Raw genomic sequence first — 25475 nt, 5'->3', positions numbered from 1 at the left:
GCCAGATAGCCCCTTGAGGGATGTAGGGACAGATGGTATCTACGAAGCTGAACTCCGAAACTTGAGTTACTGAGGAATATCCGGCTCCACCAGTTGTGCCAGAAACCCGAGGGATTCCTGCCAGCCCAGGTAGCAGGCTTCGGTGGGAATCATTTCCGGAATCCCCTCCTGTACCACGTGCAGTTCAGTACCGACAGAAACGGGCTTCAGTGTCACGGTGGTAGTCATTTCACCGGGCAATTCCGGGTTGTCGAAGCGGGCGCTGTAGCGGAGGCGGCTGTGGGGTTCCAACTCTTTATAGCTGCCGCCGAAGGAATGGTTGTTACCGGTGGTGAAATTGGTAAACGACATCCTGTAGCTACCGCCGACCCGCGCATCCATCTCGTGGACTTTACCGACAAAGCCGCAGGGCGGCAGCCAGCGGGCGAAGGCGTCGGGGTCGAGAAAGGCCCGGTAGATCTTCTCGGGCGAGGCGCGCAGTACGCGGTGCAGTTGGACGGTGTTGCCCATGGTCTTGTCTCCTTTTCGTTGCTGGATACCTTCCAATCGAACGGCGCGGCTCCGAATCGACAGGGGCGTCGACATTTGGTCGTAGAGGCGAACCTTGTGCTCGCCCTTTTTGATGTAGCCCCGGGGGTGGTGCTCGTGAGCAAGCTTGGTGGCGGCGCTGCTACCGATAGCGGTTTGCCAGACACGCGGTGAATACGTCCCTGTACGCTCTAATCGACATCCCTGTCTCATAAGGTCTCGCAAACCGCTATCGGTATCAGCGCCTTCGCATTAGCAACGGGTGTACTATTGAACTTGGAGCAGAATTAAGAAAAGAACAATGCGGCTGATGCACAGGCCCTGCTGCCGGGAGCACCTTGTGGGACTGTCTGCGAGAGGGACCTCGCAGACAAGCCTCCAGGGATGGATTTACGGCGTGTCCCACAAGGTGCTCCCGGCAGCAGGGCCGCCACCGAGTTCGCTTACGATATTTGGTTCCTAGGCCACCAAAAAGGGCGAACACAGGGCTCGCTCCTGCGGTCGGCTGCCGGCATCGGAAACAGTTTCTCAGTGGTGATCCCCACTCTCCGAATCCCGGGCCGTAAGCACCTGGTACTGCTGCGGTGTCAGTTCCGGCAGCTTCTGCAGAAAGGCGACCATGGCCCAGATGCGTTCGTCGTCGTGGGTTGGGCCCCAGGCGGGCATGCCGGAGGTTTTGATGCCGTGTTTGATGACCCAGAATTGGTGGCGCGGGTCGCCGGCCCGTTTGCTCAGGTTCGGAGGTGTCGGATAGAGGCCGATACTGAGATCGCTCTCGTCCCGGCCGGGTTTCAGGTGACAGCCTGCGCACATGTCGTTGTAGTCCGGGCCACCGGAGAGCAGCAGTTCCGGATCCTCCAGGTCCGGCACCGGGGTGTCCCGCGATGCGCGGGCGATGGATCTGTCGCGCAGGGTCGCCAACGCCCAGTTGGTGGCGGCCGCGTGCGGTGCGTCGGCGCCGATCGGGTAGAGACCCGAGTAGATAAAGGCCGCGAGGCCGGCGGCGAGGGCGATCGTCGCGGCCAGCAGCCATTTAATCATTCTCGTCATGGTCTTCTTCCCTGTCCGGAAGCTCGTCTCCGCGGTGCAGTTGTTTTTCACATTTCTTCAGCAGTGCCTGTACCACGGGATCGTCCCTGTCCATGGCCTCCGGGTCCATGTCTTTCAGCGCTTCGCAGCGGGGTTTTTCTCCTTTTTTGTCTTTGTGTTCGCTCGGGTCGTGGGCCTGTGCGGACAGGGCGCAGGTGAGTGAAATGATGGTGGTGATGGTTGTGCGTGATTTCATTTTGTTTTCCCTGTTTTGATTTTGGATGCGGGCCTGCGGCCCGCGGTGCCGAGCTGGGGCTCGGCGTTCCCGGCTAGAACCAGGCGTGCAGGCCGACTACCCAGGTGGTTTCACTGGGGGACTCGCCCTCGTCGCGGGCGAAGTCGGCGGCGTTGCCGAATTTCTTTTCGTGGTTGACGCCGATATAGGGCGCGAACTGAGGTGTGAATTCATAGCGCAGCCGCAGGCCCGCCCCGGCGTCGGAGAGGCCGGAACCGGTCCCTGTCTCGCGGTCGTTCTGGCCGTAGAAATTCAGCTCCACTTTCGGGCTCAGTATCCATCGCTGGGTCAGTAGCAGTTCGTACTCGGTTTCGAAGCGCAGGGCGCTGTCACCGTCCTCGCCGACAAACAGGGATGCATCGCTCTCGAAGAAGTAGGGTGCCAGGCCGTTGAGGCCGATGATGCCCCAGTTGCGGCTGTCGCTCTCCAGTTCGAAATCGTGGCGCACGCCCGCCTGCAGGTTCCAGTAGGGGGAGATGGCGCGGCTGTAGAGGGCCTGCAGTTCGGCTTTTTCCGTTTCGCCCTCCTCCCGCTCCACCTCGGTCTTGAACCAGAGCTTGTCCCGGTCGCCGCCGATCCAGGCGCTGCCTTCCAGCGCGCCGCTGTCGTTCTCGCGCCGTTCCAGCTGGTCGATGGTGACGTTGGTCAGCAGCACCTCGTGATCCATCTGCTGGTCCGGTGCATCGGGCGCGTGTTGCAGGTTTGGCGATGCCGGTTGTTCGCTGTAGGCAGGCCGGGCGCCGTGCATTGCATGTTCGCCTGTGCTTGCGGGTTCTTCGGCCACGACGACCTGCGCGGCGAGCGACGCGGATAAAATAACGATCGGTTTCATTGTTGCACGCCTCATACGACACGCACCTCCCGGAACATGCCCGGCATGTGGTAGAGCAGGTGGCAGTGGTAGGCCCAGCGGCCGTAGGCGTCGACATTGACCAGGTAGCTGATTTTCGAGCCCGGCTGCACGATGACCGTGTGCTTGCGCGGGATGTATTCCGCATCGCCCGTCTCCAGCTCGCTCCACATGCCGTGCAGGTGAATCGGGTGGGTCATCATGGTGTCGTTGACCAGGGTGATGCGGATGCGCTCGCCGTACTTCAGCACCAGCGGCTCGGCGTCGCTGAACTTGATGCCGTCCATGGACCACATATAGCGCTCCATATTGCCGGTCAGGTGCAGTTGCAGTTCCCGCGTCGGTTCGCGCCGGTCGATGGTGAGGGTGAGGTTGCGGATATCGGCGTAGGTCAGCACCCGGCGGCCATAGCGCTGCCTGTGGTCGCGCAGGCCGATACCCGGGTCGTTCAGACCATCCATGGGCATTTGCGAACGCATATCCACGCCGTAGCCGTATTCGCTGGGCATATGCACGATGGGGCTGTCGCTGCCGTGGCCGGCGCGGCCCAGGTTGTCGGTAAACCAGGTGCCCTGCATTCCGCCGAGCTCCGGGCGGCCGCCGTGCGGGCTGTAGTCGCCGGATTCATGCCGGCTGTGGTCCATGCCACTCGCGCTGCCGTGCTGTCCGTGGTCCATACCCGACATGCTGCCATGCCCCATGCCCATATCGCGGTGTGTCAGCACCGGAGCATAGTCCATGGTTGGTACCCCGGCGCGCAGTGCCGGGTCCGGGGTCAATGTGCCGCGGGCGAAGCCGCTGCGGTCGATGGTCTGCGCGAACAGGGGGTAGGCGCTGTCGCCGTCCGGCTCGACGACCACGTCGTAGGTTTCGGCCACGCCGATGCGGAATTCGTCCACGCTCACCGGCTCGATATTCTGGCCATCGCTGGCCACCACGGTCATTTTCAGGCCGGGGATGCGGATATCGAAAATGGACATGGCGGCGGCGTTGATAAAGCGCAGGCGCACTTTTTCGCCTTTCTGGAACAGCGCCGTCCAGTTGGCGTCCGGCGTCTGGCCGTTCATCAGGAAGGTGTAGGTATAGCCGGTCACGTCGGAGATATCGCGGTCGGACATGCGCATCTCGTTCCACATCTTCCGGTCGCGCCAGGTCTGTGCCACGCCCTTCTCGCGGATTTCGTCCCACAGGTCGCCGGCGGTGCGGCGCTGCCGGTTGTAATAGTGTCCCTCGGTTTTCAGGTGCGAGTAGATATCGTGGGGCGATTCGTCGCTCCAGTCCGACAGCAGCACCACATAGTCCCGGTCATAGGCCACCGGGTCCGGCTCCGCCGGGTCTATGACGATGGCGCCGTAGAGGCCCTGCTGCTCCTGGAAATCGGAGTGGCTGTGATACCAGTAGGTGCCGCTCTGATTGACGTCGAACTGGTAGCGGTAGGTCTCGCCGGGCTTGATGCCGGCGAAGCTGAGCCCGGGCACGCCGTCCATATTGCTGGGCAGAATCATGCCGTGCCAGTGGATGGAGCTGTCGTGGGCCAGGTTGTTGGTCACATTGAGTGTGACGGTTTCCCCTTCTTTCCAGCGCAGTATCGGTCCGGGCAATCCGTCATTGACGGTCACGGCGGTACGGTTGCGGCCGGTGAAGTTGACCGGCGTGTAGCCGATGTCCAGGTCGAAGCGGTTGCCGCGCAGTGTGTCGACAGCATCGGAGTTCAGGGTCGATTGTCGCGGCTTGGCGACGGCGCCGGCGCTCCCGAGCAGGGCTGCGCCCGCCGCGACACCGGTGACAAAGGTGCGGCGCGATAGATTCTCGCCGAACGGGTTCTGTTTTTTCATCAATGATTCCTTCTCGGCTTTCGGGGCAGCTCCGGCTTGTGCCAATGGCAGGTGGGCCCAAGAGCTAGAACTGGGCCGCCGCTGTCTCGATTTCGGCGTACAGCGTTCGGCTGCCATTGTTGTTCAGTTGCCAGACGCGATACGGGTCGAAGCGGTCGCCCATCTCCATTCCCGGGCTGCCCACCGGCATAGCGGCTACCGCCAGGCCGCGGGCGCCGTCGGGCGGGTTCTGCAGGAACTGGCGGATCAGCCTGGCCGGAATATGTCCCTCGAAAACATAGCCCCCGGCCGACACGCTGGTGTGGCAGGACTGGTGGCGGGGATCGATGTCGTGTTGTTTCTTGATGCCATTGAGGTCGTCGGAGTCGTTGGCGGTTACCGCAAAACCATTGTCGCGGGCGTGCTTCACCCACTGTTTGCAACAGCCGCAGTTGGCGCTTTTGTAGGTGGTGAGTGTCGGGCGGTCGGTGGACTCCGGTTGTTGCCCGGTTTCTTTCGAGCAGGCGGTCAGCGCCAGCATGGCGGCGCCGGCAAAGGTGACTAGGCGTAGCATATCGCTGTTCTCATTTTGTCTGGATTCGTCGTCGCGGAACCGACACAAGGCGCGAGCGATGCAGGGGCACCGCCGTGGAAGCCCGAGTGTTCCGCGGATTGAAGCTGTAGGGAGGATCTGCGCGCCAATTGCGGGCGCAGCTATCCCGTGCTAGCGGGGAATCGGCGGGCGAAAGGTACTTTCCGGCTCGGGGCTGGAGTTGGGGGGACGGTAGCTGAAAAGCTGCACACCGGCGGTCGGTGTGGCGGGGCGCTGATCGCCGGCGGGCAGGGCGCCGGCACAGTGGCCGGGGCAGCAGCCCTGGCTGCAGCGGAAGTGTGATTCACAGTCTGTGGTCTGTCCGGTGCCGTGGTTGTGCCCGGTATCGTGGCTGGTGCTCGCCGCCTGCGCCGCCGTGCCGGAATCCGTCGCGCAGGGCGCAGCCAGCGCCTGGCCGGACAGGGCCAGTAGCAGTAGCGACAGCAGTATGGGCAGCAGGCCTGGGCGCATGGCATTCCACGGAAAATGATCGGACGGGCAGAGTTTATGAACTGGCGCCCCGCGACGCAACTTGCTGTGGGGGGAGGGTTTTGCCTTTCCGCATTTCCCGGCCATATGAATTTTTCTTCTATGTATCCGGCTCTCCTGACCTTAAGTTCGAGGTTATCGGAGGTAGGGCCATGCACAAGACCTGTTCGTACGGCGTGTTTCTGTCCGCTCTGCTGTTGTGTGTTTTCGCACTGCTGCCGGCAGCTCCGCTGGAGGCGCGGCCGGCCAGCTGGTTCGACGAGCAGGCCGCGGCCGGCGCGCCGGGCTCGCCGAAGATCCGCGTCGACCTGAGCGAGCAGCTGGCCTATTTCTACAAGGGCGGCAAGTTGGTGGGCGTTTCCCGCGTGTCGTCCGGCCGCTCCGGTTTCCGCACGCCGCGGGGCAACTTCCGCGTGCTGTCGAAGAAAACCCGCCACCGGTCCTCCCAGTTCGGCATGTACGTCGATCGCGACACCCACCGGGTAGTGCGCGCCGATGTGGAAAGGGACAAGGATCCGCGCCCGCCGGGCACCTACTACCGCGGTGCCAAGATGAACTACTTTATCCGCTTCCACCGCGGGGTGGGCTTCCATGCCTCCGGCAGTGTACCGGACCGTCCCGCTTCCCACGGCTGCGTGCGTATGCCGCCGGACATGGCGCGCAAGTTCTACCGCCACGCGCCCATCGGTACCCGGGTAACCGTGACCCGCTGACTGCCAGTTCGCTCCCTTCGCGTTTTCCCCTGCGCATGGGCACAGGTAAACTCTGCGCCCAGCCTGACGATATTCTCCGGGGGAAGGATCTTGGCCAAGAAAAGCAAAACCGCTTTTGTCTGCAACGAGTGCGGCGCCGACTATTCCAAATGGGCGGGCCAGTGCAGCGCCTGCGGCACCTGGAACAGCCTCAGCGAGGTGCGCCTGGGACCGGAGCACACGGACAGCCGCGCCGCCAACTTCACCGATGTCCAGAGCGGCTATGCCGGTGCGGCCGGCGCCGGCAGGGTGCAGAAACTGTCGGAGATCGACCTGGGCGAGCTGCCGCGCATCCCGACTACCGCGTCCGAACTGGACCGGGTGCTGGGCGGCGGCCTGGTGCCCGGCTCGGTGGTGCTGATCGGCGGCCACCCCGGCGCCGGCAAGTCCACGATACTGTTGCAGACCCTGTGTCACCTGTCCCGGACCATGCCCGCGCTCTATATCACCGGCGAGGAATCCCTGCAGCAGGTGGCCATGCGCGCGAGCCGCCTGGGGTTGCCGGCAGAGCACCTGCAGATACTGAGCGAGACCGACGTGGAACGTATCTGCCTGGCGGCGAAGGACGTGAAGCCGAAGGTGATGGTGGTGGACTCCATCCAGGTGATGCATATGTCCGACGTCCAGTCCGCCCCCGGCTCCGTGGCCCAAGTGCGCGAGAGCGCCGCCTACCTGACCCGCTACGCCAAGCAGACAGGCACCGCGCTCATTTTGGTCGGCCATGTAACCAAGGACGGCAGCCTCGCCGGGCCCAAGGTGCTGGAGCACATCATCGATTGTTCCGTGCTGCTCGAGGGCACCCACGATTCCCGCTTCCGCACCCTGCGCGCGCACAAGAACCGCTTCGGCGCCGTCAACGAGCTGGGCGTGTTCGCCATGACCGAGCAGGGGCTGAAGGAGGTTTCCAACCCGTCCGCCATCTTCCTGCAGCGCGCCGAGGAGGTGGCCGCCGGCTCGGTGGTGACTTCCGTGTGGGAGGGCACCCGCCCGCTGCTGGTGGAACTGCAGGCGCTGGTGGACGACAGCAGCCTCGGCAACCCCAGACGCGTGGCCGTGGGCCTGGATCAGAACCGCCTGAACATGCTGCTGGCGGTACTGCACCGCCACGGCGGTGTACTGGTGGGCGACCAGGATGTCTTCATCAATGTGGTTGGCGGCGTAAAGGTGGTGGAGACCAGCGCCGATCTGCCGCTGCTGCTGTCGGTGGTCTCCAGCTTCCGCAACCGCCCGTTGGCCCGCGACATGGTGGTGTTCGGCGAAGTGGGCCTCGCCGGCGAAATCCGCCCGGTGCCCTCCGGCCAGGAACGCCTGCGAGAGGCCGCCAAACACGGCTTCCGCAAGGCCATAGTGCCGGCGGCCAACCGGCTGAAAAACGATATTGAGGGAATGGAGATGGTGCCGGTGAAGACCCTTTCCGAGGCGTTGGGGGCGATTGATATGAGTTGAGCCGGGAGCTCTCGCCTGGGCGCGCCGAGCTGTTTTATAGCGCGGAAGGCTCCAGTTTGGCAACTTTGAACCATCGGAAACCACGGAGGGTTGATTTGAAATGGACAAGTTTTCCGACTCGGATGCCGAGCTGGAGTTCGGCGCGCCCAGGGGGTGGTACTCCCGAGGCTATGTGCCGCATTTTGATCACTACTGCGCTTTGCAGTCCATCACTTTTCGCTTGGCGGATTCGCTGCCGCAGGCAAAGTTGGAGCAGTTGGGGTGGGAGCTGCGGCAGGCAAATCTGCCGGAATCCCACAAGGATTTAGAAAAACGCAAAAAAAATAGAGCAGTGGCTGGATGCCGGTTACGGCTGTTGCGCCCTGGGCCATCCGGCAGTAGCACAGGTCGTACAGGACGCATTGCTTAAATTTGATGGTATCCGATACCTGCTGATTGCCTGGTGCATAATGCCCAACCACGTACATCTGTTGCTTGATCCGAAAGAATCCCTGGCGAAGATCGTGCAATCCTGGAAATCCTATACCGGTCGTTGGGCTCTGAGAATGAATGCCGAGCTGGAGCTCGACGCACCCAGGGAGAAGTTCTGGATGCGAGATTACTGGGATCGCTATATTCGAGATCAGGAGCATTTCGAGCGGGTTGTGGATTACATCCACAAAAACCCGGTAAAAGCAGGCCTCTGTTCAAGGCCAGAAGACTGGCACTGGTCCAGCGCCTGGGCGCGCCGAGCTCCAGCTCGGCAACAAAAGCAGGAAAAAACATTGTGAAAAAAGCATTCCCGCTGGTTCTCTTACTGCTCTCGATCCAGGCAACAGCCCAAAACCGCATCGCCTCCCTGAACCTCTGCACCGACCAGCTATTGCTGAACTGGATTGCCCCGGAGAGGATTGCCTCAATCACCTGGCTGTCCGCCACCGACCAGTACCGCAAGGCGCCGTTGCCGGAGCATATTTATTTGAACCGCGGCCGCGCGGAGGAGTTGTTGCGGCTGGATCCGGATCTGGTGCTGGTGGGCCAGTACGGCGCGCAGCGGGCGGCGGGGCGGTTGCGCCAGCTCGGCTTCGAGGTGGCGGATATTCCCGATGCCTACAGCCTGGAGCAGCTTTCGGAACAGTTACAAGCGCTGGAAAATGTGCTGGGCGAAAATGCGCCGTTGCGAAAGCAGAGGCAATTGCTGCAGAAACTGCTGGCGCAGCCGCCTGCGCCCGAAACGGCCAGCGCACTGATCCTGTCTGCCAACAACATCACTTACGGCAGCGGTATGCTCGAGCACCAGTTGCTCGAGCGCGCCGGATTTGAGAATCTCGCCGCCGCGGATGGCGCCGAGCAACTGCGACGTGTCAGCCTCGAGGAGGTGATCGCCGCGCAGCCGGACCTGCTGGTGCTCTACGGTGGCGACAAGGATTTTGCGTTGGCGCACCTGGCCGAGCGCCACCCGGTTCTGCAGCGATATTTCGACAGTGATCGCGTGTTCAAACTGCCGTCGGAACTGAGTTTCTGCCCGGCACTGGTTGCAGCGGAAGTGCTGCAGCAGCTTACGGAAAAGAGAAAATCCCTTGCAGCAAAACAATAACCTGGCCTTGGGTTTCCTGGCCGCCCTGTTACTGCCGGCACTGCTGGCCGCGCTGATGAGCGGGCCGGTGTCCATCGACCTGGGTGCCGCGCTGGCGCAGGGCTGGCACAGCGAAGCCGGCGATGCGGTGATCCTCTGGCAGTTGCGCCTGCCGCGCGCACTGCTGGCCATTCTGGTGGGCGCGGCGCTGGGTATGGGCGGTGCGGCCATGCAGGGGATGCTGCGGAATCCGCTGGCGGAACCGGCGCTGCTGGGGGTGAGCAGTGGCGCGGCGCTGGCGGCGATACTGTTGCTCTATTACGGCGTCAGTTGGGGCCTCGCGCGGGAGAACGGCTGGCTGCTGCCGCTGCTGGCCATCGGCGGCGCCTTCTGTGCGGTGGGTTGCGTCTGGCTGCTGGCCGGGCGCGGCGCCAGCGCCAGCCGGCTGGTGCTGGCGGGGGTGGCGATCAATGCGTTTCTGTCGGCGCTGATGGCGTTGGCCCTGAACTATGCGCCCAGCATGTTCGCGATGCAGGAAATCGTTTTCTGGCTGCTGGGCTCGCTGGCCAATCGCGGCTGGGATCAATTACTGCTGGCGCTGCCGTTTATCGCCGCCGGTGCGCTGCTGCTGTTTTGCGCGCGCAACTATCTGCGCGCCCTGTCCCTGGGCGAGGCCAGCGCTGCCTCGCTGGGTTTTCGAGGGCGGCGCTATCCGCTGCTGGTGCTGGGCGGTATCGCCGCATCCGTGGGCGCGGCCGTGGCGGTGGCGGGCACCATCGGTTTTGTCGGCCTGGTGGTGCCACACCTGGTGCGGCCGCTGGTGCGGCAGGATCCGGGACGGTTGCTATGGGCCAGCGCACTGGCGGGCGCGTTGCTGCTGTTGCTGGCGGATATCCTGGTGGTCAATTTTGTCGGCGCGCAGGAATTGCGTATCGGTGCGGTAACGGCGTTTATCGGGGCGCCTTTCTTTTTCTGGTTGATCGTCAGTGGGCGGCGGGGGCAGGCTCTGTGAAGGAACAACGATTGCCGGTTTCCTGTCGCGATCTGTCCCTGGAGCGACGGGGCAGGCTGGTGCTGCACGAGGTCAACTGCGCCTTCAGTCCCGGCGAACTGACCGCGGTGGTGGGCCCCAACGGCGCCGGCAAGAGCAGCCTGCTGGAAACCCTGGCCGGCGTGCTGGCGCCGGCCGCGGGCCGGGTAGAGTTGGACGGTCGCGATGCGGCGGTCATTCCCGCCGCGGAGCGCGCGCGCCTCTGCGCCTACCTGCCTCAGTCGGAATCGCCGGCCTGGAGTCTGGACGTCGCCGACTTGGTGGCGCTGGGCCTGTTGCCCTGGGGGCGCCCCGCGGACAGAGCGCAGCGGGTTAGCGCGGCGCTGGAACGGGTGGATGCCCTGCATCTGGCTAATCGCGCGGTGACCCGGTTGTCCGGCGGCGAGCTGCGCCGGGTGCAACTGGCGCGGTTGCTGGTGGGCCGGGCGCCGCTGCTGATCGCCGACGAGCCCACTGCGGCGCTGGATATCCGCCACCAACTGCAACTGATGCACACCTTCCGCCGGCAGGCGGACGCCGGCAAGACGGTATTGCTGGCGCTGCACGACCTGTCCCTGGCCGCGCGCTTCTGCGATCGCATCCTGCTGCTCCACGGCGGCCGCCCCATCGCCCGGGGCGCGCCGCAGGATGTCTTCACCCCGGCGCTGATCGGCGATGTCTACGGGGTAAGCTGCGAATTCCGCTGGCGGGACGGCGTGGCGGAGTTTGTGCCGCTGGATCTGCTCTAGGGCGTGTCGAGTGCACCGTAGCTCAAGTTTCGGGGTTCAGTTCAGGGAGCTGGAGCGGGGTGCGCTTTTCTGGGACACGCCGTGAATACATCCCTGTAGGCTTGTCTGCGAGGTCCCTCTCGCAGACAGCCCCAGAAAGGCGCACCTCGCTCCAACTTGTGCAGCCTACAAGTTCCCCGGACTTCGAAACTTGAGATCGTAAGATCCCGATGGTGCGCACGGCGTACCCTACCCACTAACCACCACTGCCAACCGCTGTTATACTCCCCGCCGCCCTGGGTGCCCGGCAGCGCGTATGCGCTTGGTCGGGTTAAACGGGAAGTCCGGTGATGCCTCTGATCTGAATCCGCCCTGAAGTCACGGATTCAGGTCTGATTTATTCGAAGCGATTCCGGCGCTGCCCCCGCAACGGTGATTCGGTCCCCGGACCGATAAGCCCGATACCGGCCCTCGGTGATTGTCCGGGAATAAATCCGGCTCGAGGATAAAGCGGAGGGCTTTGTCTGGTCTGTGTGCCCCGCCTGTCGCGCACCGATTGCACTTCCCTCCCTCAATCCGTCTTTTTTACAGAGTAATTTCTCTCCCCTTACCCGCTTGCGGAGGAGGGAGGGGTGCTGATCGGCTCCCCCTCTCCCCAACCCTCTCCCCCCAAGGGGGAGAGGGGGCTGGTGGGGCGGGCAGTTACCTTCGAGATTGGGGAACCACCATGAAAAGAACACTTCTCGCAGCGGCCGTCATCGCTGCCGCCAGCCTGTCCCTGCCGTCCGTTGCGCAGGAAACCGATCCGAACGCTGAACTGGAGCAGATTGTTGTTACCGCCAGCCGTGTGGAAATGCCGAAGCGCGAAAGCGGTGTATCCGTATCGGTGCTGACCGGCGCCGATATCGAGCGCCTTGGCTACAGCAGCCTGCTGGATGTGGTGCGCACATTGCCGGGGGTCTCCGTCAAGAACAGCGGTGGCGCGGGCAAGGTCAGCTCCGTGTACCTGCGCGGCGAGAGCAATTACCGCACCCTGGTATTGCTGGACGGCGTCAATATCGCCGATCCGTCCGCGCCCCAGGTGGGCGCGCAGTTCCAGCACCTGCAGGCGTCGGATATCGAGCGTATCGAGGTACTGCGGGGGCCGCAGGGCATGATGTACGGCGCCGGCGCCGGCGGCGTGATCAATATCATCAGCAAGAAGTCCGACGAACCGCTGCGCGCGCAGCTATCCGCCGAGACGGGGCGCTACGGCACCCGGAAAGCCAGCGCCAGTTTGGGCGGTAGCAGCGACCGCTGGAACTACGATGTGAACCTGTCCGATTTCTCCAGCGACGGTTTCAATGCGCAGGAAGCGGACACCAGCGGCGAGCGCGATGGCTATGACAACCTGAGCGGCAGCGCGCGCCTGGGTTATGCGTTCAGCGAGCAATTTTCCGTGGAGGGGCAGTTGCGCCGCACCGACGCAGAAACCGGCTTCGACGGCTGCTACGATCCCGCCACCTTCGGTTCTACCGACGACTGCCTGGATGAATACACACAGACCAGTGCCAGTCTGAGCGGCAACTACCGGACTGCTTCCGCGGGCCACGAGGTAGCCGTGTCGCAGCAGGAAATCGAGCGCGACAGCCTCTCACTGGAGCAGAGCACCTACGCCGTGGACGGCGCCATCGATGAACTGAACTACGTCGGCCACAGTGCCCTGGCCGGCGGCCGCCTGCTGTGGGGCGGCGAATACGAGCAGCAGGAATTCGCCAGCGCTTCCGACGACGAGGATATCGACAGCCTGGGGCTTTTTGCCGAGTGGCGCGCCGATATCGCCGACAAGTTGTTCTATACCCTGGGCTATCGCCGCGACAGCCTGGAAACCGAAGACCACAACAGCTGGCGCGCTACGGTCGCCTACCCGGTGCTGCTGGATGGCGAGCAGGAACTGAAATACCGCGCCAGCTATGGCACCGGCTACCGCGCCCCCAGCCCCTACGAGGTCAGCCTCAACCTGAGCGAGGAGGTGCCCGCGGTGGGGCCGGAGACCAGCCGCGGCTATGAACTGGGGCTGGATTACCGGCTGGCAGAACTGCTGAAGCTGGAACTGGTGTATTTCGACCAGCAGATCACCGATGCGATCTTCTACGACTACTCACTCGGCGACTACGGCGCCTACGGCCAGGACGACGGCGACAGCGAGTCACAAGGCGTGGAACTGGCGCTGTCCGGTGCACTGGGGGAAAGCTTCGACTGGTACCTGAACAGCACCTGGCTGGACACCACCGACACACAGGGCGGGCAGCGCCAGCAGGTGCCCCAGGAGGTCTACAACCTGGGGCTCAGCTACAGCCTGCTGGACGACCGGCTGACCCTCAACGGCAACTGGCAACAGGTGCAGGACCGTCTCGACGCCAGCGGCGCGATGCTGGACGCCTACGACAAGCTGGACCTGAACGCCGCCTACCGCCTGACGGACAAAGTCCGCCTCACCCTGCGCGGCGAAAATGTGCTGGACAAGGACTACCGCGAGGTGGCCGGCTACCACACCGCCGGTGCCGCGGTTTACGCGGGTGTCCAGTTGACGCTTTGACCCCGGACTCGGACCTCGGGCGAATGGCGCCGGGTCGAGAGGGGTAGGGTGCGCCGCGCGCACCGCCGGGGACTGCAATCCATGGGAGGGTCCCCGGCCGTCAGCGTTCGTCGAAGAAGACATACTCCCGCTCTACGCTCTCGGTCTTCACCGGCTCGCCGTCTTCCAGCCGCGGGCGGAACGCCATGGCGTGCAGTAGTCGCGTGAGGACGATGCGCGCCCCGCGGTCTTCTTCCGGGGTCATCTCCAGTATTTCCAGGTCCTTCGGATGGCCGTTGCGGCTGACCGTATAGCGGACCCTGGCGCGGCCGCGGGGCTCGCGTTTTTCCAACTGGATATCGGGTCGGTAGACTCGGTTGGCGGGCAGTTCGGTGGGGCTGGCGAAGAGTTCCCGGCGCAGGGCTTCCCCCGCCTCGCTGCCGCCGAGCGCGGCATAGGCTTCGCGGTAGCTGCGGCGGGCGCTGTGGCGCTTGTTGTGCCAGCGGTACCAGTCGCCCCTGGCGACCAGGGCGCGGGCGTGCGTTTCCGGGTCTTCCCCGGCGGCTTCGGCAAGTTCCCCGGCCAGGCGCAGGCCCTTGCGGTAGTTGATCTGTCGCAGGCGTTGCCGCGGCGATTCGCCAGCCGCAGAGGCGTACATGGCGGGGTGGGGGAGCAGGGGCGAACGGCCGAACTGGACGCTGAATGCATCCAGTCGTTCGGCGGACATATCGCCGAGCAGGTAGGTCAGCTTCAGGGAATCGGTCAGCGGTTCCAGCAGGCTGTGCGGCGGCGCGTCGCGCTGCCGGAGGTCGGACAGCCGGCTTTCAAACAGTTTGTCCAGTGTCTGCAGCCGCTCCTCTTCATTGCCCAGCTCCCGCAGGTAGGCGGAGCGGTGCCAGGCGATATAGTCCCGGGTGGCGGCGTGCAGCTCGGGGTCGCCGGGCTCCAGCACTTCCCGGTGGACCCGATAGATATACTCCTGCAGGCCGTCCAGTTCCCGCAGTCTGTCGGCGGCGAACAGGGATTCGCGCAGGCTTTCCAGCAGGGGGAGTTGATCCCGGGAGTAGGGACCGCGCTCGATGCGGGTGAGGTGGACGGCGCGTTTGAAACTGCGGACGGCGCCGTCGAAGTCGCCGATCTCCCGGTAGTTGTGGGCCAGGCCGGTGAGGGCTTCCGGCAGGCCGGTGGCGTAGGGGCCCTGCTCGATCTCCATCGCCTTGATCCGCGCCCGGTAGTTGGCGATGCTGTCGATTGCCAGGCGGTTGTCGGTGTCTGCCGGCCCGGCGGCGGGGCTTTCGTCCGGCTGCCAGCGTTCGGCGCGCACAATCTCCAGGCCATAGGCGGTGGGGGGGGAATCCCTGTCGCGCAGGGAGATGGCCGACGTCGCATACTGCGCGGCGCAGGTGGCGGAGGCAATCAGTAGCAGGCTCGACAGGAGTAGGCGCACGGCAATGTCCATCGGGTTGTTATTGACTCAAGTTTCGGGGTTCAGTTCAGGGAGCTGGAGCGGGGTGCCGCCCGCAGGCACCACGAACTCCGAAACTTGAGTTATCGATTCAGGCATCGGGGCGATTTCGGCTTGTGCCATCGGCAGGCATTTCCGACCCCGAAACTGGAGTTATTGAGACATCTCCCCGAGTTTAAGCGGAATTGGATACAGGTTCATCAGTGAGTAGACCGGAAGACAGGGCGGAACGCCACAAGAAGCGCATGCAGGTGCGCAAGGAAATTGTCGACGCCGGCGTGGCGAAAGCGCTGGAGGAGCGCGGTGTGGTGGTGCTCTACACCGGCGACGGCAAGGGCAAGACCACCGCCGCCGTGGGGACGGCCGCCCGCGCGCTGGGGTACGGCTACCGGGTGGTGGTGGCGCAATTCATCAAGGGCGCCTGGGAGTGCGGCGAGAAGAACCTGTTGGGCCGGTTGCCACCGGAGCAGTTCCCGCTGCAGTGGCACGAGATGGGGACCGATTTTACCTGGGAGACCCAGGACTTCGAGGCGGACAGGGCGGCCGCCCGCGCGCTCTGGGACAGGGCGCTGGCGGCCCTGCGCGACGACAGCGTCTATCTGGTGGTGCTGGACGAGCTCACCTACGCGCTCAATTACCACTGGCTCGACAGGGACGAGGTGCTCGAAGCCCTGTCGCAGCGGCCGCCAGGGCAGTCGGTGGTGATCACCGGCCGCGGGGCCAGGCAGTACCTGAAGGATGCGGCGGATACCGTTACCGAGATGCGCGCACTGAAACACGCTTTTGACGACGGTATTGCGGCGCGGAAGGGCGTTGAGTGGTAACTGGCGGTCCGGTTCAGGTCGCCGTTTCGCCCGTCGGTTCGCCTTCCAGCAGCGCGGACTGTTGTAGCGCCTGGCGCCGTTTCAGCGGCGTGGTGCCGTACCAGCGCCGGCAGGCGCGGTTGAACGAGCTCTGTTCCCGGTAGCCGATCAGCCCCGCAATCTGGGTCATGGGCATATGGGGTAGTGACAGATAGTTGTCGGCGCGCTCGCGGCGAATATTGTCCACCAGCTCCTCGAACACGATCTCCAGCTCCGCCAGCCGGCGTTGCAGGGTGCGTTTGTGCAGCCCCAGATGCCGGGACACCGCCTGCAGGTTGCAGCGCTGTGCCGGCAACAGGTGATGGACCAGTTGCTTTACCTGGTGGGCCAAGTCCAGCGGCTCATCCAGCAGGGCGCTGTTGATGTACTCGCCCAGGAGCTCGTGCAGGGCCGGATTGTTCCGGTCGATTTTCTTTTCCAGCTCTTCTGCATTCAGTACCAGTGCGTCGCAATCGCGGCCAAAATAAACCGGCGCCCCGAAATACTCCTGGTAGCGGTCGTGCTCCAGTGCTGCTTCCGGCCGCATCAGTACGGCCCGCGGGTGGAAGTCAGTGCCGTACAGCATCTTCAGCGCACTGTGGGCCTGACCCAGGGCGTGCTCCACACTCTGTTGTCGATAGGGCAGATTCTTGTCCAGTTCCAGTTTCAGGTAGATCTGGTCCGGTTGGTTATCCTGTTCCATTCGCAGGTGAATGCCCGGGGAATGGTAGTGTGCGTAGCGGATGATATTGTCCATCGCTTCGCCCACGGTGGGGGCGTTCAGGGCAACAGCGGCGATGGGACCCATTACCATCAGGTCCTGTTCCTGCCCCAGGCGCAGGCCAAAATCGGGGCAGCTCAGTTCCCTGGCCGCCTCTTCGATCAGGTCGATCTTGGTGCGATAGGGGATCACCCCCTCCAGCTCAATGATTTTGGCCGGGTCGATGTGAAAGCGGCGCAGCAGGCTGTCTGCATCGCCTTCCAGCCGGGTTACCAGTTCGCGGAACCCCGTCAAGGAAGTGGTTCTGATCAGCAGTGTCATATTATCGTATTCCAACTCCGCCCTGTGTATTTTGCAGGGCATGGCACAAGCCGGCCGGACGCCGTTCTGTTGGCCGGTACTTCTTTGTGCCGATAAAGATCGCTCAGTCAGCCGGGGAAACAGATTCGGGAAAGGTCGCCTGCTGCAGGCCTACAATAGCGTGCGGTGATTGGCTCCGACACCGGCCAGCCCGTGGGTCCGGCTTCCTGTGGGAGTCCTGTACCAACCTCTTCTCCGGGTATTGTTTTTCTGTTTCCTGTGAGCTCACCGATTCAGTATGTTCGACCACTGGGTCGAAGATATTATTGGGCGTGGTTATAAGGTAATAACCGAGCCTGCTTTGATCTCGTTAATTTGGGACAGAAATTTGATAGTTGATGACATGGCTGCAGGGGATGCGGTTGTAGCTTGTCGAGTTTTAGGGGATAGATTTTCTGTATAAAGAGTTATTCTGGAGTTTAATTCTATATTCTGGTTTTTGTGGAACTTAGGGGTGTGCAGAGTTGCGGTTTCGGTAGGTTTCTATTTTTACTGAACTGAGGGGGGGATTAAAAAAGGCGCCTCGAATGAGGCGCCTGAAGATTGAGTGGAGGTGGTTTTCGGAATCGTTGCGCGGCTTGCGCCGCGCTGGCTACATTTTCCAGTTGAAGCGCAGGCCGGTGGTGCGCGGCTGGCCCCAGACGCCGTAGCCCCAGTGGTTGTCGTTACCGAGAGTGTTCTGGTAGGTGAAGTATTCCTCGTCGGCCAGGTTGCGCACGAAACCTTCGATGCTGTAGCTGTCCGAGGGTGAGTGCCAGCTGACACTGGCGTTGGCCAGGCCGTAGGCGTCGTGGTGAGAGTAGGGGTCGTTCTCTACCTGCAGGTAGTGGTCATCCTGCCAAGTGTAATCCATCTGGAACACCAGTTCGCCGGCCTCTTCCAGGCTCTGATAGTAGCGGGCCACCAGGTTCCAGGTGAGGCCCGGTGCAGAGGGAAGCTCGTTGCCATCCAGTAGGTAGTCGTCACCCGCGACCCCGAAATTCAGTTGGGAGTCGAATTCGGTATCCAGCCAGCCCGCGCCGCCGATTATCTCGAAACTTTCGGTAAAAGGTGCAGTTATTTCCACCTCGGCGCCGGTACCGGTGACGTCGCCAGCGTTTACAATCTCGCTGCCACCTTCAACGCTGATAAAACGCTGTGCCTGGAAGCCTTCTACTGTGTAACGGAAGGCGGCGGCATTGACGCGGAAGCGGTCGGCGAGCGTGGTCTTTACGCCGAGCTCGAAGTTGGAAATGGTTTCGGCGTCCACCGGCAGGGTGGCTTCCAGGTTGCGGTTGTAACTGCCGGAATAGCCGCCGCTCTTGAAACCGGTGGAAAAGCTGGCGTAGGCGAGGGTTATTTCATCCGGGCGCCAGTCGAGACCGATACGGCCGGTAGTGGCGCTGTCGGAAAGGTTGTGATGGGGTACGTCTACAGCCTCGGTGTAGAACGAGGGGCCGACATCCTGGGAGAAGTCGCGATCTTCTTCCGTGTAGCGCAGGCCTGTTACCAGTGTCAGCTCCGGATTCAGGTCGTACTCCGTTTGCCCGAACAGGGCCCAGGATGTGCTGTCCAGCGTTACCCGTTCGCGGTGCCAGAGGTCCTCTTCATTTTCGCCCCAGTCGGCAGTAGTGGGCGCTTCGGTAAACAGGCCGCGGTCGTCCTTGTAGTAGTAAAAGCCGGTCACCCAGGTGACGTTGTCGGTGCTGCCGTTTAACCGGATTTCCTGGGTGTACTGCTCGGCGTCCACGGAGTATTGTTCATCGAAGTAGACCACGGGTGTGCCGTCGCCGTCATCCTGCATGAATTTGTCCAACTCCTCATAGGCAGTGATTGAGGTCAGGCTGAAATTCTCGAAATCCCAATTCAGCGTTGCGGAACTACCGAATGTATCGATTGTGGTGCCGAGGCCGCCAGTGGCGCCACTGGCCACATGCTCCGGGTCGTACTTGCCGTTCACGGCATCTTCTCCGGACATGCCTTCAAAGCCCGAGCTGGCATAACACTTACCGCTCTGGATATCCGGCACCGAGCAGGTCGCCGCATCGGGATCGGGGGCTTCCTTGTAACCCATATGAGCAAAGCCGACAGTACTCTGGTCGGCCTCGCTGCCATGCACATTCAGCAGCAGGCTGCCGCTGTCGGCCAGGTCGAATTCCAGTTGGGTGCGGTAGCCGAAGCTGTCGGTATCGTTCAGCTTCTCACCGTTAAACGTGTTGGTCTGCCAGCCGTCGTTAACGGTGCTCTTGACCGCAACGCGCCCGCGCACGCCGTCACTGATGGGGCCACTCACCATGCCCTCGACGATGCGCTCCGAATAGCTGCCGTAACTGGCACTGGCGCTGGCCTCGAAATCGTCGGTGGGCTTGCGCGAGACATAGTGCACCAGGCCACCGGTGGTATTGCGGCCGTAGAGCGTGCCCTGGGGGCCGCGCAGCACTTCCACCCGCTCCAGGTCGAAAAGCTGGATTGCGGAGCCGGCAGGGTTGCCGCGGTAGACGTCGTCCACGTAGATGGCAACGGGGGATTCCCAGGAGTCGGAGAAGTTCACCAGGCTGATACCGCGCAGGCTGACGGACGGACTGGAAGCTTCACCGAAAATGGCGAAGAAGTTCATGTTGGGTACCTGCTGGGTAATATCCAACCCTTCCTCGAAACCCATTTTCTCGATGGCGTCGCCGGAAAATGCACTCACGGCAACCGATACATCCTGCATCGACTGCTGGCGTTTTTGTGCGGTAACGGTGACCTCTTCAATGACCGATTGCTGATCGGCCTGGGCGGCGGTGGCGCTGGCCAGGGCGATAACCAGCGGCAGTAAACGCGGTCTGGCAATCGATGAAATACCGGTTTTGAATGGTGAAGTCATGATGAGCTCCTTTTATTTTTACTATGTCCGTGGGCACTGTATACCGGCCGGATAAAACGTCCGGTACAGAACCTGAACGGGTCCCGTTGCGGGCTACCCGAATTTAATGATGTGAAAGCCGCACAGGGCGCTTCACCGAATGAAATCTGAGGTTGATTGAATGAGAATAGGGAGGTAATAACTTTCCTTGTTTTGGTCGCGATATCCTATCGACTATGCAAAAATCGGCCCATATTTTTATGAGTCTTCTTCAAGATACCCATTTACAGAGTACCGCGCAAGGTTGTACCGCACGAAACGGACATCCCTGACTATCTATTGCGGATGATCAGGTCGGGCGACTTTGTCGTACCAATCCAGTTGGATGGCCAGTCGGACGGGGAGCTGGTGTTGAATGCTTGGCACAGTGCTGGCACTCGCGTTTTAATGGATAACACGAACAGAATAAGACGGTGATTCCATGCGTATCCCGCCGTTGTCGGGCCTGCTGTTCGCGGCCCTGTTGCTGCCATTCAATGCCGTCTGCGAGACACGCTGCACAATATTTGCGGAGCCCATATCGTCGACAGCGATGCGCCCTGCGCCGAAGTGGAACGCTTTTCGGCGATCGTATTTGAACAGGGCAGAGTGTTGGCGCTGGGCGAGGCCGGGCAACTTCGGCGCGCTATGAGAATGCCCGCCGGATCGACGCCCAGGGCCATATGAGCGCACTGGGTTTTCTGCGGAATGAAATCGACCTGCGCGACAAAATCTTCGACGAGATCCTGAAGGTAGTGGATGAATTTTCTGCCAGCTGCCCGTCGAATAGCTGGATCACCGGTCGCGGCTGGAACCCGGTGTTCTGGTCCGGCAAGCGCTGGTCTGCGGGAGCCGGCCTGGACGCGCTGGAGATTGGATTGCCCGGCCGGTGTGGCTGCGGCGTATCGACGGCGCCCTGGGCAGCCGCGGTGCCGCAATGCTGGAAGAGTACCGCAACCAGCACGGCCACAGGGGCCTACGCCTGGCGCACCTTGCTGGACCAGGGCACGCGGATTGCCGCCGGTTCCGATTTTCCGGTAGAAGCCGGTGAATCCCTTTATCGGAATCCACGCCGCGGCAGGCAGGGAGAACCCGCAGACGGCTGGATACAGGAGCAGAAAATGCGCCTGGCCGAGGCCCTGCAGGCTTCCCCCTGGACGCCGCCTACGCGGCCCACCAGGAAACGGTAATCGGCAACCTGGCGCCGGGCAAGGCGGCCGATTTTCTGTTGCTGGACCGGGATATTTTTGCCGCCGACCCGCAGGACCTGTGGCGCACCCGCGTGCTGGAAACCTGGGTGGCCGGCGAGCGGCTCTACACTCGCTGACCGCTACCTGAGAGGTAATGGCACCGGCCCCGGGCCTGGGCCAACTTATTGCCACCACAAGAATAAAACCGGATGGCGATGATGACTTCAATATACACTCTCGAGGATATCCGTCACTACGAACAGCGCCCGCTCGACGAGCGGTTTCCGGAACAGAATATTCCCGCGTTGCTGCAGGCGTCGGCAGAGCGTTTCGCCGACGATATCGCCCTGGAAATGCTGTGGACCGGCGAGCCCGGCGAAGCTTCCCAGTGCCTGTCCTACCGGCAACTGTTCGAAGAGGTACTGAAAGCGCGCCAGTTACTGCTGCGGGCCGGCTTTGCCGATGGCCAGGTACTGGCGCTGATGCTGCCGATGATTCCCGAGACCCATATTCTCGGCTTTGCCGCCCAGTGCGGCGGTATCGTCAACCCGCTGAATCCGATGCTGGAGGTGGAGCATCTCGCCGGTATCCTGAACGAGACAGGCGCGCGGATACTGGCGGTGTGCGCGCCGCAATTGGCCCCGGAACTCTGGGCCAGGGTGCCGTCGCTGCTGGCCCGCTGTCCGGCGCTGGAAAAGCTGCTGGTTATCGGGCCGCCGGGCGGGGTCGCGGAAACGGACGGGGTGCCGGCGCGGGTCGAAGTGCTGGATTACCGCGCCCTGATGGCGGAGTGCAATCCGGAACCCCTGGCGCGAATGCCCGACGGCGCGGATATTGCCGCCTATTTCCACACCGGCGGCACCACCGGCAGGCCCAAGATCGCGCGCCTGAGCCAGCGCAATTTCGCCTTTATCGCGCAGCAGATCGAGCAGGTCACGGGGTTGCCCCGCCACACGATGCTCAACGGCCTGCCGCTGTTCCATATCTACGGCAACATGGTGGCGGGGCTGGCCAGCCTGATCAAAGGCAACCGGGTGGTGCAACTGACGCCGGCCGGCTACCGCACACCGGCGGTGATCGAGAATTTCTGGCACCTGGTGGCCGCCCACCGCGCCAATGTGGTGCCCCTGGTCCCCACCCTGTTCGGGCTGCTGCTGGATGCCGATGCCGAGGGCCTGGACCTGTCCTGCCTGTGGGAGCTGGGCTGCGGCGCCGCGCCCATGCCGCCGGGGCTGAAACGGCGCTTCCGGGCGCGTTTCGATGTGCCCATCGTCGAGGGCTACGGCATGACCGAGAGCTGTTGCCTGATTGCCCGCGCGGCCGGTTCCCCGGCGCCGGAGGCGCAGGCCGCGCCCGCCGGCAGCGTCGGGCTGCGGTTACCCTATACCGGGCTGCAGGTGGCGAGCCTCGCCGGCGGTGAGGTTTCGCCGCTGCCGGACGGGCAGGTGGGCAGTATCCTGATCAGCGGCCCCAACCTGTTTGCCGGCTACCTGCACGAGGAGGACAACCGCAGCGTCTGGCACACAGACCGGGCCGGCCGCCGCTGGTTCGATACCGGTGACTGCGGCTACCTGGATGCGCGGGGGTACCTGTTTATCACCGGGCGCGCCAAGGACCTGATCATCCGGGGTGGCCACAATATCGATCCGCTGACCATCGAGGAGCCGCTGCGCGGGCACGGGGCGGTTGCCGAAGTGGTGGCCGTGGGCATGCCGGATACCCGTGCCGGCGAACTGCCGGTGGTGTTCGTGCAGCCGCGCGCCGGCCGGAGTGTGGACGAAGACGCGCTGCTGGCGTTCGCCGCGGCGCAGATCGGCGAGCGCGCCGCGGTGCCCAAGCGGGTCTTCCCGCTGGAGGAGATGCCGCTCACCGCCGTGGGCAAGATCTTCAAGCCGGAGTTGCGGCGGATGGCGGCGCAGGCGGCCGTTCGCGATCTGCTGCAGGAGGCCGGTGTCGACGCCTCTGCGGAAGTGGTGCTTTCCGGCGGCAGCCTGCGGTTGCGGTTGGAGGTGGAGGCCCCACAGGCGGCCGGGGCCCGGCGCCTGCTGGAGCAGTTGCCACTGGCGCTGGAGATTGTCGAGCCGGCGGAGAGTACCTGAGCCGGGCAGTTCAGAAGCGGTAGCCGACGCCCACCGAGTAAGCCCAGGGATCCTCGTCCAGCTTGTTCTCGATCCGCTTGGCGTCGTCGTTGGCCGGGAGGCGGATTTTCGCATCGCCGTCCAGGTACCAGACGGCGGCGTTCATCCACCAGCGACTGTCGCGGCCGAGAGTGATATCCACGCCCATTTCACCGGTCGCTCCCCAGGAATCCCCCGCTTCCGGGCGGGTATCGCCGACGACCCCGAACGCGGTGGTGCGGCCCCGGCTGGCGGCCGTTTCGTCCACAACGGTGATATAACGCACGCCCAGCCCCACATAGGGCTGTACCCGGGATTCGCTGTAGACCGGATACCACTGCATCGTCAGGACCGGTGCCAGTTGTTTGAAACCGCTCCGCGTCGGGCTGTAGGGCGAGGTGGATACCCCTCTGTCGTGATCGAGCGGAATGGCCGTCGGCAGTGTCCGCTGCCCGGTGAGCAGCCAGCCTCTGGGCAGGGTCGGGGTGGCCCCGCTGTCCATGGCGGGGGGATCGGCGAGTTCGGTGCCGTGGAGGCGCAGCCAGTTGGAGCCGTTGTCGGGGGCTTCCCAGCCGGCGCCGATACGCACGAGAACACTGCTCTTTTCGTATTCGGCCAGTACCTGCGCGGAAGCCAGCACGGCGGCCAGCGCAGCGGCGCAGAGAATGACGACTTTCATCGGTGTATCGCTCCGTGAACGGGGACTTTCCTGTGGTTCCGTTCTGTCAGTTTAGTCACGGCGCTTGCGCTACGCCGTATTCAGGTTGTATTTGGCGGCAGTGCCGACGACTCATGGTGGATATGCAATAATTCGCACCTCGAGCAGTCAATTCAGCGGTGAGAGAATGAAGATAGGTGTATTGAAAACCGACGATGTACGCAAGGAACTGGTCGGCGAATTCGGTGAGTACCCGGACATGTTCGCCGAGCTGTTGCGCGCCCAGGATCCGGCGCTGGAGTTTGTCACCTACGAAGTACAGCGCGGCCACTACCCGGCGGATATCGACGAAGTGGATGCCTACCTGATCACCGGCAGCAAGACCGGTATCTATGAGGACAAGGAGTGGATCGCGCCCCTGATGGATTTTGTGCGCGAGCTGCACAATCGCAAGAAGCCGACCATCGGCATCTGCTTCGGCCATCAGTTGATCGCCGAGGCCCTGGGCGGTCGGGCCCGCAAGTCCGACAAGGGCTGGGGTGTCGGCGTGCACAGCTACGAGATACAGGAGAGCCCCTCCTGGATGAGCGAGCCGCAGGAGTCGTTCAGCCTGCTGGTCAGCCACCAGGACCAGGTCGAGGAGGCACCGCCGGACGCAAAAATCCTTGCCTCCAGCGATTTCTGCCCCATGGCAATGATGCAGATCGGCGACCATATGCTCACCTTCCAGGCCCATCCGGAGTTCACCAAACCCTACTCCAACAGCCTGATGGAACTGCGCCGCGAGGCGTTCGGTGAAGACGTGGTGGAAAAGGGCCAGACGTCACTGCAGAACGATATCCACGAGAGTACCGTGGCCCGGTGGATGCTGGAATTCCTGCGCCAGTAAGGCCCGTCTATACTCCCCTCTCCCTTTGGGAGAGGGGTTGGGGGAGAGGGCGATGGCCGGAGCCCCTCACTTCCACTTGATATTGCACCCCATCGAGGGCGTCTGATCCCCGCCGGGTTTCTCCCCCGCCAGCACCGCATCCACTGCCGCGCGCAGATCCTTCCCCGTCACCGGCTCGTCGCTCCCCGGTCGGCTGTCATCGAACTGTCCGCGATACACCAGCTTGTGCCCGGCGTCGTACAGGAAAAAATCCGGCGTACAGGCCGCACCAAATGCGTGCGCCACCTCCTGTGTCTCGTCGACGAGATAGGGAAAGGTATAACCCCGCGCCGCAATTTCCTCCCGCATCCGTTCCGGGCTGTCCTCCGGGTAGTTTGCGGAGTCGTTGCTGTTGATGGCGATGATCGTCAGCCCGGCTTCCCGGTACTCTCGTGCAAATTCGGACAGGGCCGGGGCGATGTGTTTTACGTAGGGGCAGTGGTTGCAGATAAAGGCCACCAGCAGCGGCTGCGCCCTCAGATCGGTACTGCGAACATTGGTACCATTTGCGTCCGGCAACTCGAATTTCGGACTGGGGGTATCTAGAGGGGGCATAGTCGAGGGCGTGAGGGCCATAAATGCTCCTTATTTGTGCATGACATGTTGGGCAGGGTAACACTGGCGTAACGGAGTGGGTAAATACGGGCATTTTTGTGGATAAAT

General features: G+C 63.0%; 25 protein-coding genes and 1 riboswitch. Of the genes, 13 read left to right on the top strand and 12 right to left on the bottom strand.

All coding sequences use genetic code 11. The annotated features are described in order from the left end of the window. Positions 1-66: 66 nt before the first annotated feature. The 7 genes from OQE62_RS14010 to OQE62_RS13980 all read right to left on the bottom strand — a co-directional run bounded on the left by OQE62_RS14010 (position 67) and on the right by OQE62_RS13980 (position 5579). On the bottom strand, positions 67-510 hold the full coding sequence (locus tag OQE62_RS14010; RefSeq protein ID WP_265722666.1) for an SRPBCC family protein: 444 nt from the start codon (positions 508-510) through the stop codon (positions 67-69). 546 nt (positions 511-1056) lie between these two features. Then, the gene (locus tag OQE62_RS14005; protein WP_377535712.1) at positions 1057-1578 is read right to left on the bottom strand and encodes a c-type cytochrome; all 522 of its coding nucleotides are present in this window, start codon (positions 1576-1578) and stop codon (positions 1057-1059) included. Next, positions 1562-1813: a hypothetical protein gene (locus OQE62_RS14000; RefSeq protein ID WP_265722665.1), complete on the bottom strand. Its 252-nt coding sequence runs from the start codon at positions 1811-1813 to the stop codon at positions 1562-1564. Before OQE62_RS14000 ends, OQE62_RS14005 begins: the two co-directional genes overlap by 17 nt. Before the next feature lie 73 nt (positions 1814-1886). Further along, positions 1887-2684, bottom strand: a complete 798-nt coding sequence (locus OQE62_RS13995) for a copper resistance protein B (RefSeq protein ID WP_265722664.1) — start codon at positions 2682-2684, stop codon at positions 1887-1889. 11 nt (positions 2685-2695) lie between these two features. Further along, complete coding sequence (locus OQE62_RS13990) at positions 2696-4537, bottom strand: copper resistance system multicopper oxidase (RefSeq protein ID WP_265722663.1); 1842 nt, start codon at positions 4535-4537, stop codon at positions 2696-2698. A gap of 64 nt (positions 4538-4601) precedes the next feature. After that, positions 4602-5090 (bottom strand): DUF411 domain-containing protein, encoded by a 489-nt coding sequence (locus tag OQE62_RS13985; RefSeq protein ID WP_265722662.1) that lies wholly within the window; start codon positions 5088-5090, stop codon positions 4602-4604. A 150-nt stretch (positions 5091-5240) separates the two neighbouring features. Further along, positions 5241-5579 (bottom strand): hypothetical protein, encoded by a 339-nt coding sequence (locus OQE62_RS13980; RefSeq protein ID WP_265722661.1) that lies wholly within the window; start codon positions 5577-5579, stop codon positions 5241-5243. A gap of 170 nt (positions 5580-5749) precedes the next feature. On the opposite strand from OQE62_RS13980, the gene OQE62_RS13975 reads away from it, so the two are divergent. The 8 genes from OQE62_RS13975 (at position 5750) to OQE62_RS13940 (ending at position 13686) form a co-directional block, all read left to right on the top strand. Beyond that, positions 5750-6310 (top strand): L,D-transpeptidase, encoded by a 561-nt coding sequence (locus OQE62_RS13975; protein ID WP_265722660.1) that lies wholly within the window; start codon positions 5750-5752, stop codon positions 6308-6310. Between the two features lie 90 nt (positions 6311-6400). Continuing rightward, positions 6401-7795, top strand: a complete 1395-nt coding sequence (gene radA, locus OQE62_RS13970) for a DNA repair protein RadA (protein WP_265722659.1) — start codon at positions 6401-6403, stop codon at positions 7793-7795. A gap of 100 nt (positions 7796-7895) precedes the next feature. Next, a complete protein-coding gene (locus OQE62_RS13965) occupies positions 7896-8204 on the top strand; it encodes a hypothetical protein (RefSeq protein WP_265722658.1) in 309 nt (102 codons plus the stop codon). Next, on the top strand, positions 8197-8565 hold the full coding sequence (locus OQE62_RS13960) for an REP-associated tyrosine transposase (protein WP_265722657.1): 369 nt from the start codon (positions 8197-8199) through the stop codon (positions 8563-8565). Before OQE62_RS13965 ends, OQE62_RS13960 begins: the two co-directional genes overlap by 8 nt. Further along, positions 8562-9371: an ABC transporter substrate-binding protein gene (locus tag OQE62_RS13955; protein WP_265722656.1), complete on the top strand. Its 810-nt coding sequence runs from the start codon at positions 8562-8564 to the stop codon at positions 9369-9371. The genes OQE62_RS13960 and OQE62_RS13955 overlap by 4 nt, the downstream gene beginning before the upstream one ends. Beyond that, complete coding sequence (locus OQE62_RS13950) at positions 9355-10362, top strand: FecCD family ABC transporter permease (RefSeq protein ID WP_265722655.1); 1008 nt, start codon at positions 9355-9357, stop codon at positions 10360-10362. The genes OQE62_RS13955 and OQE62_RS13950 overlap by 17 nt, the downstream gene beginning before the upstream one ends. Then, positions 10359-11129 (top strand): ABC transporter ATP-binding protein, encoded by a 771-nt coding sequence (locus tag OQE62_RS13945; protein ID WP_265722654.1) that lies wholly within the window; start codon positions 10359-10361, stop codon positions 11127-11129. The genes OQE62_RS13950 and OQE62_RS13945 overlap by 4 nt, the downstream gene beginning before the upstream one ends. A gap of 260 nt (positions 11130-11389) precedes the next feature. After that, positions 11390-11595, top strand: a riboswitch (cobalamin riboswitch). 240 nt (positions 11596-11835) lie between these two features. Next, a complete protein-coding gene (locus OQE62_RS13940) occupies positions 11836-13686 on the top strand; it encodes a TonB-dependent receptor plug domain-containing protein (RefSeq protein ID WP_265722653.1) in 1851 nt (616 codons plus the stop codon). A gap of 100 nt (positions 13687-13786) precedes the next feature. Here the strand turns inward: OQE62_RS13940 and OQE62_RS13935 are convergent, their stop codons facing one another. Then, positions 13787-15112 (bottom strand): energy transducer TonB, encoded by a 1326-nt coding sequence (locus tag OQE62_RS13935; RefSeq protein ID WP_265722652.1) that lies wholly within the window; start codon positions 15110-15112, stop codon positions 13787-13789. Positions 15113-15333: 221 nt separating this feature from the next. On the opposite strand from OQE62_RS13935, the gene cobO reads away from it, so the two are divergent. Next, positions 15334-15954, top strand: a complete 621-nt coding sequence (gene cobO, locus OQE62_RS13930; protein ID WP_265722651.1) for a cob(I)yrinic acid a,c-diamide adenosyltransferase — start codon at positions 15334-15336, stop codon at positions 15952-15954. 13 nt (positions 15955-15967) lie between these two features. On the opposite strand, the gene OQE62_RS13925 is transcribed toward cobO, so the two are convergent. Then, on the bottom strand, positions 15968-17014 hold the full coding sequence (locus OQE62_RS13925) for an AraC family transcriptional regulator (protein WP_265722650.1): 1047 nt from the start codon (positions 17012-17014) through the stop codon (positions 15968-15970). Positions 17015-17645: 631 nt separating this feature from the next. Beyond that, positions 17646-19901, bottom strand: a complete 2256-nt coding sequence (locus OQE62_RS13920; RefSeq protein WP_265722649.1) for a TonB-dependent receptor — start codon at positions 19899-19901, stop codon at positions 17646-17648. 701 nt (positions 19902-20602) lie between these two features. On the opposite strand from OQE62_RS13920, the gene OQE62_RS13915 reads away from it, so the two are divergent. From OQE62_RS13915 to OQE62_RS13905, 3 genes are all read left to right on the top strand, one after another. Next, positions 20603-21109: a hypothetical protein gene (locus tag OQE62_RS13915; RefSeq protein ID WP_265722648.1), complete on the top strand. Its 507-nt coding sequence runs from the start codon at positions 20603-20605 to the stop codon at positions 21107-21109. Then, positions 21022-21246 carry an amidohydrolase family protein gene (locus OQE62_RS19440; RefSeq protein ID WP_322746580.1) on the top strand — a complete coding sequence of 75 codons (225 nt, stop codon included), beginning with the start codon at positions 21022-21024 and terminating at the stop codon, positions 21244-21246. Before OQE62_RS13915 ends, OQE62_RS19440 begins: the two co-directional genes overlap by 88 nt. A gap of 78 nt (positions 21247-21324) precedes the next feature. Then, positions 21325-23208, top strand: coding sequence for an AMP-binding protein (locus tag OQE62_RS13905; protein ID WP_265722647.1), 1884 nt, complete (start codon positions 21325-21327; stop codon positions 23206-23208). 10 nt (positions 23209-23218) lie between these two features. Here the strand turns inward: OQE62_RS13905 and OQE62_RS13900 are convergent, their stop codons facing one another. Next, complete coding sequence (locus OQE62_RS13900) at positions 23219-23905, bottom strand: OmpW/AlkL family protein (RefSeq protein ID WP_265722646.1); 687 nt, start codon at positions 23903-23905, stop codon at positions 23219-23221. Positions 23906-24071: 166 nt separating this feature from the next. Here OQE62_RS13900 and OQE62_RS13895 point away from each other — a divergent pair, with 166 nt between their 5' ends. After that, entirely contained in the window at positions 24072-24773 is a 702-nt protein-coding gene (locus tag OQE62_RS13895; protein ID WP_265722645.1) for a glutamine amidotransferase-related protein, read from the top strand. A 66-nt stretch (positions 24774-24839) separates the two neighbouring features. Here the strand turns inward: OQE62_RS13895 and OQE62_RS13890 are convergent, their stop codons facing one another. After that, positions 24840-25367, bottom strand: coding sequence for a thioredoxin family protein (locus tag OQE62_RS13890; RefSeq protein WP_265722667.1), 528 nt, complete (start codon positions 25365-25367; stop codon positions 24840-24842). Between the last annotated feature and the right edge of the window lie 108 nt (positions 25368-25475).

Origin of the sequence: Microbulbifer halophilus, from assembly GCF_026183675.1 — a bacterium.
Classification (GTDB): Bacteria; Pseudomonadota; Gammaproteobacteria; order Pseudomonadales; family Cellvibrionaceae; genus Microbulbifer; species Microbulbifer halophilus.
This window is presented reverse-complemented; position numbering and strand designations above follow the sequence as displayed.